13 protein-coding genes are annotated in these 13,353 nt (G+C 43.2%); 1 reads left to right on the top strand and 12 read right to left on the bottom strand.

Features of this window, described 5'->3' with window-relative positions; genetic code table 11:
- Position 1: 1 nt before the first annotated feature.
- From BN6539_RS18605 to murI, 12 genes are all read right to left on the bottom strand, one after another.
- Entirely contained in the window at positions 2-679 is a 678-nt protein-coding gene (locus BN6539_RS18605) for a DUF4956 domain-containing protein (RefSeq protein ID WP_330385107.1), read from the bottom strand.
- Positions 672-1,400 carry a polyphosphate polymerase domain-containing protein gene (locus tag BN6539_RS18600; RefSeq protein ID WP_067541773.1) on the bottom strand — a complete coding sequence of 243 codons (729 nt, stop codon included), beginning with the start codon at positions 1,398-1,400 and terminating at the stop codon, positions 672-674. The genes BN6539_RS18605 and BN6539_RS18600 overlap by 8 nt, the downstream gene beginning before the upstream one ends.
- 211 nt (positions 1,401-1,611) lie before the next feature.
- Positions 1,612-1,914 carry a hypothetical protein gene (locus BN6539_RS18595; RefSeq protein WP_067541771.1) on the bottom strand — a complete coding sequence of 101 codons (303 nt, stop codon included), beginning with the start codon at positions 1,912-1,914 and terminating at the stop codon, positions 1,612-1,614.
- Between the two features lie 10 nt (positions 1,915-1,924).
- A complete protein-coding gene (locus BN6539_RS18590) occupies positions 1,925-2,173 on the bottom strand; it encodes a hypothetical protein (RefSeq protein ID WP_067541769.1) in 249 nt (82 codons plus the stop codon).
- Positions 2,174-2,175: 2 nt separating this feature from the next.
- Positions 2,176-3,348 (bottom strand): M20 family metallopeptidase, encoded by a 1,173-nt coding sequence (locus BN6539_RS18585; protein ID WP_067541767.1) that lies wholly within the window; start codon positions 3,346-3,348, stop codon positions 2,176-2,178.
- Between the two features lie 72 nt (positions 3,349-3,420).
- Positions 3,421-4,818, bottom strand: a complete 1,398-nt coding sequence (locus BN6539_RS18580) for a YfcC family protein (RefSeq protein ID WP_067541765.1) — start codon at positions 4,816-4,818, stop codon at positions 3,421-3,423.
- Positions 4,819-5,269: 451 nt separating this feature from the next.
- Positions 5,270-6,625, bottom strand: a complete 1,356-nt coding sequence (locus BN6539_RS18575; RefSeq protein ID WP_067541763.1) for an amidohydrolase family protein — start codon at positions 6,623-6,625, stop codon at positions 5,270-5,272.
- Between the two features lie 46 nt (positions 6,626-6,671).
- Positions 6,672-8,690: an MBL fold metallo-hydrolase gene (locus tag BN6539_RS18570; RefSeq protein WP_067541761.1), complete on the bottom strand. Its 2,019-nt coding sequence runs from the start codon at positions 8,688-8,690 to the stop codon at positions 6,672-6,674.
- A 15-nt stretch (positions 8,691-8,705) separates the two neighbouring features.
- Complete coding sequence (gene rarD / locus BN6539_RS18565; RefSeq protein ID WP_067541759.1) at positions 8,706-9,611, bottom strand: EamA family transporter RarD; 906 nt, start codon at positions 9,609-9,611, stop codon at positions 8,706-8,708.
- Between the two features lie 99 nt (positions 9,612-9,710).
- Positions 9,711-9,890, bottom strand: coding sequence for a hypothetical protein (locus BN6539_RS18560; protein ID WP_067541757.1), 180 nt, complete (start codon positions 9,888-9,890; stop codon positions 9,711-9,713).
- 53 nt (positions 9,891-9,943) lie between these two features.
- Positions 9,944-10,483, bottom strand: a complete 540-nt coding sequence (locus BN6539_RS18555; RefSeq protein ID WP_067541755.1) for a hypothetical protein — start codon at positions 10,481-10,483, stop codon at positions 9,944-9,946.
- Positions 10,484-10,492: 9 nt separating this feature from the next.
- Positions 10,493-11,305 (bottom strand): glutamate racemase, encoded by an 813-nt coding sequence (murI, locus tag BN6539_RS18550; RefSeq protein ID WP_067541753.1) that lies wholly within the window; start codon positions 11,303-11,305, stop codon positions 10,493-10,495.
- Between the two features lie 248 nt (positions 11,306-11,553).
- On the opposite strand from murI, the gene pepF reads away from it, so the two are divergent.
- Positions 11,554-13,353, top strand: coding sequence for an oligoendopeptidase F (gene pepF, locus BN6539_RS18545; protein WP_067541751.1), 1,800 nt, complete (start codon positions 11,554-11,556; stop codon positions 13,351-13,353).

The following is a 13,353-nucleotide window of genomic DNA, read 5'->3' as shown; positions in this document are numbered from 1 at the left end:
CCTATATCATTTCTTTGTTCTCTGGGTTTAACCCGCAGACGATTTTTAAATTACCGTTACGGCATCTGATGTCGTCGATAAACTGCTTCTCTTCCTGCTCGGACTTGAGATTAATGGTATAAGTCAGTTCAAAAAGACTGCCCATATTGGTAGTTCTCACTTGTGTCAACTGATAACCCTTGGTATATTTTTCAAATAGATCATCAAAAATCCCCATATAATCCAGATTCTCCGGTATGGTAATTTTTAATTGTTTCTCTCCCTGATTCCTTTCTCCGAACTTACTCATATTGAGTATCACGTTGACGATAGAGAAGCAAACCAGGAATACCAAGGCCGCTGCAAGGTATCCCATACCTGTGGCCAGCCCTACCGCCATGGCGCAGAAGATACTGCCGATGTCCTTCGCTGTTCCTGGAATAGATCTGAATCTGACCAGACTGAAGGCGCCCATGACAGCCACGCCAGCGCCCAAATTTCCGTTGACCAGCATGATCACCAGTTGTACAATCAGCGGCATCAATGCCAGGGTAACGACAAAGCTTTTATTATAGCGGTTTCGATACATATAGATAATTGCACAAAATACCCCCAGCACGATGGACGCTAACGTACATTCCATAAATTGCAGCGCTGTGACACTGGCCAGACCAGCATCTGTTGTTAAAACACTATTCAACACAACAAAATCCTCCTTCTTCTAACAACATGTTTTGGAATAGTTCTTCTTTATAAATCGTCCCATACTTTGAAAACGATTTAGGATAGATTGCCAGTTCATTCAGAGCACCTGAAAGCCAGAGCGGCATCGCTCCGTTAGTCTTGATTTCCATGATATACTGTCCTGACGGCATTTTGACATTGCCGAAATCCCCCTTCGTCATGTCAAGCTGATTGACCCTCCATATGATGTTGCTGTCAAAGGTGATTCGAAGCTGCGGGTCCTCTATCCCCCTCATAGCCAGCCGATCATAAGATAGATATAACATCGGATAAAGCTGATACTTCGACATGAGCCAATCGATTTCATTGGTAATCTGATTATGGGTCTCTGGCTGGTTCCCATTGATACAGTAATCTACCGCCTGCAGATATGGCAGAGAAATTCTTCTCTTGTAGACGATGCCGTCAAACTTTTTCTTAATTTCAAGAAAAACAAAGTCCTCCGGATCAGGCGTGCCATAGCTTCTAAGCCTGAGCTTCTCCTTGTAGAGTGGTTTTTCTATGGATTCCCTGATCAGATCAAACTGGGGTGTATCAAAATAGATATTGCAGATTTTGTATTTTTTATATCTGTCGTACTCCAGTTTACAATAAATCAAGGCGATTAAGTCCCTGTATTGCTTCTCATCTATCAAGTATTTCTTTTCATAACGTTTAAAGTTGTTTTGGTATGTCATTTTAATGTCCCCTTTCCTGTGTCTGCATCTTCATTATAGGGGTAAAAAAAGGAATTTCCATGACCCTACTTTGTCACTAAGATAAATAAATTGTGTGAAATCTGTGTAAACCGATTTTAAAAATGCATAAAAAAAGAGTGCATGACGGAATCAAAGATTCCTATGCACTCATGCTGTCGAAGGTTATCAAAATCCAAGAGACAGCCCGGTTTCACTTTGTAAACTTCTTGTGGTCCAAAATCAGAAGAACAATGACCAGAAGGATGCCCAGACCAAAGATTAAAATTGGCCGAGTACTGAATTCTACTGATGTAAAGGACATGACTGCACATGCAATTCCAACCAGCGCCAATAAAATTAAGCGATTGCCGAATATGCGGCAGTATTCCGGAAGATTCGTGATCTTTTCCAGCAAGAAATTAGGAATTAGAGAGGCATTTCCTCTCTGAATAATAGAGCCTACAGCAAAAAGCTGTATTACGGCCAGAATCATGATGATACCGAAGATTCCCATTGTCAGCCTCCTATTCTCTGTCACCGCGGCGTTCTCTGATGGAAAGCCATAGGCAAATCAAAATGTAGATTGCGGCAAGGGGTACGGTCAGCGTACAGAGCAGCCCATACCAAGTCAATTTATGCATTGCGAACATGTTGATTACCATGGTGATTCCAGCCGATACCATAAAGGCTTGCTTGTTAAATCCGTTTTTAATCGCTACAAGCAACACGATTACCGCTACCACCGGCGGCAAAAAGAATACTATATAAGACATGACTAATCCCTTTCAAAGTCAGCTTTCAATCTGTTGATTTTATCTTCATCACTGAAAATTTTTGCAATCTGCAGACTGATAATTTTAGCGCCCGTCACAAGTGCCTGGTGCGCTCTTTCTGTTTTCATCGCCTCAGCAAAACCTCTGGTATGAATCGGCGTATCGGCGTCGACGACTTGCAGACACGGATGAAATGCCGGACAAGCGAAGCTGACATTGCCGGCATCTGAGGAGCCAAAAATCTTATTAGAATCGCCATTGATAGGAATCGCAAGCTCGTCATAGACTTCTTCTAAAGAAGAAACGCCTGTCGGATTTTTTTTCAGATTATCATAAACCTCTGCCGTGGCATATTTATCCCAAGTGGTCTGTGTGGCGATGGCCGCACCTTTGGCACAATCGTCTACTTTCTGTACTAGTTCCTGCAGATAATGTTTATCTAATGCTCTGATATAGAATTCTGCAGTCACTTCTTCTGGTACGATATTTGGCGCTTCACCACCGTTTCTGATGATTCCGTGGAACTGCGCATCGGGTTTGCAGTGCTGCCGCAGCATGTCCACCGCGTGAAACATCAGCTGTGCCGCGTTGAAAGCGTTTACACCGTCCCAAGGAGCCGCGGAGGCGTGAGCAGCTTTTCCGTGAAACTGATACATATAGGAAGCTAATCCCTGCAGTGTTGGCGCTACGATATTGGAATTGTACAGATGCACCATAATCGCCATATCATAGTCGTCAAAGACGCCCTTTTTTACCATGGTACACTTCGCGCCGTCTGTTTCTTCAATCGGTGTGCCGATGACGTGAATATCTGCGTCCAGTTCGTCCTGCAGATTTTTTGTTGCAAGGCCTGATAGAACGCTGATGGAACCGCTGAGGCAATGTCCGCAGGCATGGCCGATTTCCGGCAGCGCATCATACTCTGTCAAAATCGCGATCTTGTATTTATGATTGTTATCTCCGTATACTGCTTTAAAAGCCGTGTCTAAACCGGCGAACGGATACTCTGTGTGATATCCGTGCTTATCTAGCAGCTTGACAATCTTCTTTGATGTTTCATATTCTTCTCCTGAAATTTCAGGGTGATCTGCAATATCGTCGTTGAGCGCTGTCAATTCCGCTTTGTTCTTCTCAATCTCAGAATAAATTCTCTCCTTTAATTCATGATAGTTCATAATACCCTTCTCTCTTTAAAAGAAAATGGCATATCGAAACAATATGCCATTTTTCAGTCGTCTCATTTTTGTTTAGAATGGTCCTAACTGCATTGCCTGCGCGATGACTACGAAAATTGCGCCAAGCAGATACTGAAGTCCAACTAACGGCAGAATCCATTTTGCCCATTTCGCCCAAGGTACCTTTGCGATGGCAAGTCCAGCCATGAAGTAACCTGAAGTCGGCGTGAAGATGTTGGAAATACCATCTCCTAACTGGAACGCAATCGTTGCAGTCTGTCTAGTTACACCTACCAAATCTCCCAGTGGAGCCATGATTGGAATGGAAACAGCAGCCTGACCGGAACCTGATGGAACGATGAAGTTCAACAAGCACTGGAAGATGTACATGCCGACAGCGGAAACCATGGAAGGCAGCTTGGAAAGCCCTTCTGCAGCCGCATGAAGAATCGTATGTAAGATCTGTCCGTCTGTCATAACAACCAAAATACCTCTTGCGAAACCAACAACCAAAGCGCCGGAGGCGATATCAGCCATGCCCTTACCAAGTACGTTGGCATAGTTGTTGAAGCCCATTCTAGCGATGACGGCAACGATGAAGGACATGCCCAGGAACAGGGCTGCGATTTCATTCATGTACCAGCCCCATTTGATGACGCCGTATACCAGCAAAACGATGGCTGCTACGAAGATGATCAGAATCGCCTTCTCTTTTCCGCCGAAAGCTGGCAGATCGTCTAAATCCACGCCGTCTTCTCTCGTCTGGTCAAAAGCATGCATTGAAGATAACTGCGGGTTCTTTTTAACTTTGATTGCATATCTCATGACAAATGCGATTGCCAGAAGTACGAAACATGCGTACATGACGATTCTGAATTTCATGCCGGATAATGGCGGCAGTTCTGCGATGCCCTGTGCAACCTGAACCGTAAACGGATTCATGAAGGCACCTGCAAAACCTGCGCCCGCGCCGCAGAACACGATGGCTACACCAGTTATGGAGTCGAAGCCCATGGCAATACACAGCGATACGAAGATTGGAATGAACGGGATGGTCTCTTCACACATTCCAAATACAGAACCGCAGATGGAGAAGAACAACATAACAATTGGAATGATTAAAATCGACGCGTTTTTCATCGCCTTAATCAACCTTCCCATGCCTGCCTCGATAGATCTGGTTTCCTGAAGCACACCCATCGTTCCGCCGACGATAAAGATGAAGAAGATGATCTGTGCGGATTCGATCATACCTCTCGGTACTGCGGTCAGGAACTGCATCAAAGTCACTGGCGTCTGCGCCACGTTGTGGAAAGTAGATGCATCTACTACCTCACGCTTATCCACCATCATCATGTCGTAAGATCCTGCTGGAATGATGTAAGTCAAAATACTACAAATTGCAATGAGTGCAAATAACAGGATATAGACATGAGGTACCGCAAATTTCTTTTTCTTGGTTTCTTCCATTAATAATACCTCCTTATCAGTCCGAATACTCGGACCACCTTCTCAGTTCAACGACAGTTGTCTGTCGAATCTGTGAGAAAAATAAATAACTAACAATATCTGACCATATTCGACCAAATATCAAAATAACGGTTTTATTATACTCCTGTTATACAAAAAAGTAAATAAGGATACAGTTTAAAAATCTACAAAAACAGTCAGATAATTTGTACAATTTCCAATCGAACCCACGTGTTTACACAATCCAAAAGGATTAGTTTTCTAATATTTACTTAAACAATATATGGTTCTTGCGCTCATGTTTTATGGTTAATCAGCGACCCTAAATTACATGCGCCACCGTGAATAATTATGCACTATGATTTATCTCCACTTAAAAACGCAAAGCATTTTATGTTCGACAGTAAATACTTTGCGTTTCATCTCAATCTAATATTCTAGTTCTTACGAGTTATCTATAGGCTATATATTTGCCCAGTCTGTTATTTATAGTGACTTTATTCTTCAAAGCCAATTTTCCATCTATAAATACGGCTTCAATCCCTTCTGGCTGAATATGCAGATTAGAGAAAGTTGCGCCATCTATGATCGTATCTGGGTTAAAAATGGTCAAATCTGCATCACACCCCAACTCTATTCTGCCTTTCTGGTCAAGATCCATTCGTTTCGCAGGTTCTAAAGTCATCTTTCTGATGGCGTCAATCAATGGAAGCGCCTTATCCTCTCTCACGTATTTTCCGAGGACTCTTGGAAATGTTCCTGCCGCTCTCGGATGTCCGTTGCCGTTATTGATAATCGCATCGCTGGCGACCATACCGTTTGGATTGGCGATGGCGGCGGCAATCTCTTCCTCATTCATAACAAAGGCGACTGCCAACATGTCCGGATATTCTTCTCGCACTTTCTCAAAGATTTCCTTTGTGCAGCGAATATCTTTGTATGGAGCATCTGTCAAAAGGATATCGCTGTAGTCCTTGTGCCAGCCTTCAATACATCCATCTTCAAAGACTGCCGACCCCATATGAGTGGAAAACGCGTTGTAAGGGTAAGTGTCGTAATTTAATTTAGGATTCCTCTTCATGGCTTCATTGATGGCGTCAAGAGACTCCTGCATCAGCCCCATGGCAGAACAACTGGAGAGATGGGAAATTTGAAACTTCATCGGAATTTTTTCAGCAATCTCGATCATCTCCTGGACTGGATTGATATGCTGCAGACAATCCTCCCTATAATGAGCAGAAACCAGCAGATTTGGATCTTCCGTTACGCCGATGGCATAGAGAATTTCTTCTGTGGTAATTCCCGGATCGTATTCAATACCGAAAGAAATGCCATAAGCGCCTTCATTCAGTTCCCTCTGCAGCAGGTTCCTGATCGTCTCTCGCTGTTCCTGACTGGCAGTCTCATAACGACCGATGCCTAGCTCATAACGAAAAGTGTTATAACCAGCCAGCATGATATAGTTAACTGGACTGCCGCCAAGCCTGTCCAGTACCTCTTTAAAGTAGGAGAGATTTTGATTCTGCATACCGCAATTTCCGCCTACGGCCGTGGTTACACCCATTTCCAGCATCATTTGGGCGATGACGTAATGCTCGCCTTCCTCCGCAAAGTGTTCCTCGTGCATATGGATGTCGATAAATCCAGGGGAAACCACTTTGCCACGGGCATCAAGGCCTTCTTTTGTGTCTGGTTCTTCTGGCCCTATATATGTAATCTTTCCATCAGTGATTCCTATATTGCCCTGTTTCATTCGTCCTTCACTAAAGTCAGGATATTGTCCGTTCTTTATCAATAAATCTAACATTTTACTTCCATACCTCCATTCATATTTGTAATTATCATATCATAAACTACTCGGCACTGGTAGTCTTTCCATTATCTGGACCAAATGTGTCGACTATATGTCCGATGATATGCTTTGCATTCTCTAAAAAAGCCGGTTTGGGCTGTGACTTGCCTCGCTGAACAGTCCAATATTTTTTCTCATACTCTTTCAATATCTCCTCATAAGTGTATCCTTCATAAGCAAGTGAAAGAATGAAGTCCTTCTCTTCTTTTGCAAACTTTACGTACATATCGAAGTATGCATCGACAAAGCCTTCTGGGAAAATACCAAAGTGAGGACATATGATCTGTTTCGCATGATAGGTCTTACACTTCTCCGCAGAAACGATGGTATCCTGATAGCTTTTCAAAGCAGAGGTCTCCACGCACTGCGGATTCTTCAGTACGCCCGTTGACTCCGATGTAAACATGATACCTGCGGGCTCCAGCACATACGTCATGGAACAGGCAGTATGGCCCGGCGTCTCCAAAACTGCAAAATATTCAAAGCCGATGGAAATTTGGTCGCCATCTTTTACCACCCGGTCAACACGCAGACCATCTACACTGACAGGAGCCTTAGACGCAGAGAATTCATCTCTCGCCGCTTCTCCTAAGCGTTTCATTGTCCCTTTTGCCCCTTCACTTTTAAAGACAGACTTTGCCTTGGCTGCAGCACAGACAACAACCTCAGGCCATCTCTTTGTGATATATGGCAGCGCACCGATATGATCGTAGTGCGTGTGAGACAGCAGCACATAATCCAATCTCTCTCTGCCTCTTGCCTGCAATGCAGCAGAGATATTTTTGAGAAGCTGGTCATGACAATATGCCATACCGCAGTCGTAGAGCGCTGTTTTTTCACTGCCGAAGACGAGCAGCGCCTCTCCGCCAAACCCAGCAGTCACCCTCACGATATCATCAGGATATGCAAAACGGTCATAGCTATCAAAGTTTTGGAAGGCTTCACTATCATGTTTCATTTCTTTCTCCATAGCGTTGTTTTTATAGACTCTGAAAAAATTGGCAGCAATCATCAAAATAATCGCAAAACCGATGTACCCTTCGACGGGATACAGATAGGCGACAATGGTCTTAAACCCGGTCAACCCGCAGATAAATCCGATACAGGCGCCGATTATGATGATGTACTTTTTCTTTGGCGACTCTTTGATTTTGGTGGAAAAACCAAAATACGTACTGGTAGCCGCCGAATAAATAGCAGCAAAGAGCACCAAGCCAAAGAGGAGATTGACCACTTTGGAAATTCTCGAGGTATAAGCTAACATCGGCAGATCCATGCTCTGGGTGTAGGCCATGTCCTTTTGCAGCGCAAAAACCAAAACTAAAGTCAGAAAAGCCAGCAAAACACCGCCCAATCCAGAACCCAAAATGGCGTTCTTCTTGTCTTTTGACTGTATGGAAGAAGTTGCAATGATAGGAATCATGCCCAACATATTATAGGAAATAAATAAAATCGCCGCGATAAACCAGTTAGGCGCCATTGCGCTGGGCGGAAAGCCAGAAGTCGCCCCACTCTGCTCGATATCAGATGCCATGACCAAAAAGCAGCAGCCGATATCGATGATGAACAGCACCGGAATGATCAGCTTAAAAACCTTTGATACTCTGTCAAAATTACCCAAAACTGTGAGAATGACAAGAACGGCAATCATCGCGCCGCCGACTGCCTTGCTGATGCCAAACTGCTGGTTTAAAAGAGAGCCGCCGGCGGCAGACATGGAAATGATGATGGTATAGAGAATAGCTGCCATGAAATAACCAACGGCATTGGTAATTTTAGGATTGTCGGTGAAGACAATCACCTTACCCATATCGTCGGTTTTCAGGCTTCTTGCGATATAGCTTACCATCATACCTAATACCATAAACAGTAATCCTGCCAGGGCAATACCGATGTAAGCTTTTTGACCAAAAATTCCAAAGAACTGCCAGCCTTCTCTGCCAGAAGCAAAACCGGCACCCATAATGGTGCCGACATACATGACAGCTACATGAAAATAATTCAACTTTTTTTCTTTCAATGTTTTCCTCCTGCTTTACGTTTTTTTCATATCTGCAAATTCACCATACGTGAAGAAAATGAGCCCAATCCAAATGACTACGAAAGCGCTGAATTGAATGAGATCGAAGGGTTCTTTAAAGAGGAAGATACCCAATATCAGCGTAATCGACGGCGCGATATATTCACATAACCCCAGTGTAATCAAGGGTAATTTGTTGGCTGCAAAGGAAAAGAGCCCCATGGGAATCGCCGTAGCCAGTCCTGCAAACATGAGGAGAAAGAATTTAAATCCTCCAGCAGTCTCCAAGGCGCCATTGCCGCTGTTTTCGAGATATACAATGACAATCAAGGCAATAGGCGTAAGAAACAGCGTCTCATATAAGAGCGACTGAATAGGATTCAGGAAGACGCTTTTTTTGATAGCCGAATAAATAGCGAAAGAAAGCCCCAACCCTAAAGCGATGAATGGTATCTCACGATAACCGATAATCATGACCATGAGACCGCAAAAAGCAAAGATCATGGAGATTTTTTTCCATTTGTTTGCCTTTTCCTTATAAAAAACAACCCCAAAGCAGCAGACTACCAGAGGTTCCAGGAAGTATCCCATACAAGTCTGTATCACATAGCCCGCATTGACTGCCCAGATGTACAGACTCCAGTTCAAGGTAATGACAATGCCTGCAGCCACATAAACGAACAGCTTTTTCCTTGACTCAAACATGGGTTTAAACAGTTCCTTTATATTTGTACGAAATGCACAGGCGGCGAAACATACGAGAAACATCAGTGCGATTCTGTAAAAGATAATGACTGCTGAGTCAATGGGTTTTAAGGCCTGCCAGTAGATAGGAAGAAATCCCCAAAAAGTATTACAGCATAACACGCTGATCAGTCCGATTTTGTACGTGTTCCTGTCATCCATTTGCAAACGCTCCATGAGACACCTCCTCCATATTCTATGAATTACCGAAATTTACTATTTCAATTCTATCATTGTACAAAAAGAAAAGCAAGCGTTACGCTTGCTTCTCTTTGATTAAAACAGTCCTCCGAAGAGGCCGCCGCCTCTGTCGTTATTCCCGCAAAACAGAAAATAAAGGACAGCTAATAAAATAAGTATTCCCCATATGCTGTTGCCGTCATTGCAGCAATCATTCTGAGGTCTGCAGCAGCAATCCGGCTTAGGATCGCAGCAATCGCTTCTGAATTCGCCCATATAGTACCTCCATATCTTTGTATATTTATCATATGCAGGAGGTACAAAAAATGTTAATCATTTGTCGCATCAGCTAAATCACCATAAGTCATAATATATTCTTCCAGCTCATATTCGAGAGCATCTGTAAAATCGTAACGGTATTCATCACCTTCCAGTTTTTCCAGACGAGAAAGTGCCAGTGCATCTCTTACGGGCATATAATCCACCTCGTTAGTTGCCACATTCCGGCACTCCACTTCACTGTCTGCTGAAAACCACAGTCTGAATTTATTCAGCTCGTCGGCTAATTTTATATCAGCGTTCTCTTCCCCTTTGCTGACTGCTTCTGATAATCCGACCAAAACCCTTTTAATATTTTCCACCAAATTATAAGCGTCAATCTGATCTCCCGGCATATTTTCTAAGGTTTCGTAAAAGTAGCTTTCACAGAGTTCTGCAAAAGTCTTCATATCGATTTCTCGTACAAGTTCGTAAATCGCATCCTCATCAATCGCGCCTTCGTTCTCAACAAAGTCCGCAAAGTTTTCAAAGTATTGGAAGTCTTCTCCTGTCTCAATGTCCAACAGGGCAAATAGTTCATCTCTGTCCATTTTTATCTCCTATATATCTAAATTCTTGAATTTAATGTTCAGTTCGTCTTCTTCTTTACCGAGTATGTTTTGAATCATGTTGACAAAGTTCTCTGAAAGGTCGCTGGCATAGAATACATTCTTCAGCTGCGTTTCTTCTGCAAACATGTCTCTCTTCTCCAGTTCTATTTTTACCGCCGTCGCGACCTCCTTAGAAGAGCTGATTATCTTGAGTCCCGGATAAATACGCCGCAGGTTTTCACCAATCAAAGGATAGTGAGTGCAGCCCAGAACGAGAGTATTGATTTTGTTCGCTTTGATAAAATCATCCAGATAATATTTGATCGTCAGATCCATAATGTCGTTTTTGATGATGCCTTCTTCGATCAGAGGCACGAAAGCCGGACAGGCTTTTGAAAAAAGCTGAAGCCCCTGGCGTTTCTCATGGACTTTCTTTTCGTATGCATTAGTTTTGATGGTGACCTTTGTGGCTATGATACCGATGTGATCTTCGTCTTCACATTCCTTAGCCACAACCTTGGCCGTAGGCGAAATGACTCCGATAATGGGAATATCCGGATATGCTTTGCGAAGGTCTTCCAAACAGGTTGCACTCACCGTATTACAGGCGATGACAATCATCTTGACATTGTTTTTTACCAAGAAATCTCCAATCTGCATGGTAAACTGTCTGATGGTATCTGGTGATTTTGAGCCATAAGGCGTCCTGGCTGTATCGCCGAAAAAAATGATTTTTTCATTGGGTAATTGTTTCATGATATGGGGAATGCTTGTGAGACCACCCAATCCTGAATCAAAAAAACCAATCGGTCTATTATCCATTTATGTTATTCCTTTCAGTTTTGTGTTATACTAGTCATTAGATTAATATTATACCATGTCTTTCCTTATGCATATACGATTGAAAGTCATGATTCAATGGTTTCTACTTTGCGACAACGTCGTAGGATCGTGAAACCATTATACCATGACGATTCCTTTGCATATACGATTGGAAGTCATGATTCAATGGTTTCTACTTTGCGACAACGTCGTAGGATCGTGAAACCATTATACTACAGGAGGTAAAAATGGGAAACAAGAAATTAAAAAACCGCAGTGAAATTGATCAGAAATATAAGTGGAACATCGAAGAAATGTACAAAAATGATGCTGATTGGGAAAGCGATATTGAAGAGGCTCTGACCTTGACCGAGTACTTTGCCAAATATCAGGGTAAGCTGACAGAAAGCGCCAGCACCCTGGCCGAAGCTTTACAGGAGAAAGATGTAATATGGCAGAAACTAGAGAAGGCCTACGTCTTTGCCAGGATGAAACTAGACGAAGATAACCGGGTCGCAAAGCAGCAAGGTATGCACGACAAGATGAATACCATCATCGCCAAGGTCGCCGCATCAATGAGTTTTTTTACGCCAGAGCTGCTGTCTGCTTCAGAAGAAACACTGCTCTCTTATATCAAAGAAGAGCCGGCGCTCTCTCAGTATGAATTCGTCATCAGAGACGTTCTGCGCGAAAAAGAACACGTACTGCCTGCAGAGCAGGAAAACTTATTAGCACAGATGAGCGAAGTGACAGACGCCACCAATACCATCTTCACTATGCTCAACAACGCCGATATCAAGTTCGGCACCATTATTGACGAAGATGGCGACGAAGTAGAAGTCACCCATGGAAACTACATTTCTTTTATGGAATCCCATGATAGAAATGTCAGAAAATCTGCATTTTCAAACGTTTATGAAGCATACAAATCTCTTGTGAACACAATCTCGGCAACCTATAATTATAACGTAAAGACTGATGTGGTCGGTGCAAGAATCAGACATTACAAATCTGCCAGAAGTGCGGCTCTCTCCAGTGGAAATATCCCGGAATCAGTTTACGATAATCTGATTTCTGTCGTTCATGATTATCTGCCTGTCCTTCACAAATATACTGCACTTCGTAAGAAGGTTCTAGGCGTAGATGAGCTGAAGATGTATGACGTTTACGTTCCTCTTGTGGAAGTTCCAAAGCGTGTCGTTCCATACGAAGAAGCGATTGAGATTATGAAAGAAGGTTTAGCTCCTTTAGGAGAAGAATATATTCAGCGACTTTCTCAAGGTGTAGAAGAAGGCTGGATTGACGTCTATGAAAACGAAGGAAAGACCAGCGGCGCTTACAGCTTCGGTTCTTATGACAGTTTTCCATATATCCTGCTCAACTATACAGATACCCTAAAAGATGTGTTCACCGTGGTTCACGAAATGGGACACTCTATGCACTCCAGCTATACCAGGGAATCCCAGCCCTTCACTTACGGGGATCACTCCATCTTTACAGCTGAAGTCGCCTCTACCGTCAATGAATCTCTGTTAATGCAGCACCTTTTGAAAAAAGAGACAGATCCAGACATGCGCAAGTATATTCTGAACATGTATATCGAAGAGTTCCGCACTACGCTGTTCAGACAGACCATGTTTGCAGAGTTTGAAAACATGACACACAAATACGTGGAAGAAGGCGGCAGCTTAACCGCAGAGTGGCTGTCTGAAGAATATGGCAAGCTGAACAGTGCTTACTTCGGTCCTGCTCTGGCAGAAGATGAATATATCAAATACGAGTGGGCGAGAATTCCTCATTTCTATAGAGGTTTCTATGTCTATCAGTACGCAACCGGTTATTCAGCCGCAACAGCAATTTCCAAGAAAATCTTAGAAGAAGGAACACCAGCCCGTGACGCTTATAAAGAATTCCTAAAGACCGGCAGCAGCGACTATCCTGTTGAGCTGCTCAAAATAGCAGGAGTTGATATGAGCAGCAAAGAACCTGTCGTCATGGCAATGGAAACATTTAAAAAGCTGGTTGATGAATTCGAAAAACTATTGTAA

The organism is Emergencia timonensis, assembly GCF_900086585.1.
Lineage (GTDB): Bacteria > Bacillota > Clostridia > Peptostreptococcales > Anaerovoracaceae > Senimuribacter > Senimuribacter timonensis.
Note: the sequence above shows the minus strand (reverse complement) of the source record. Positions and strands in the feature narration are given on the sequence as shown.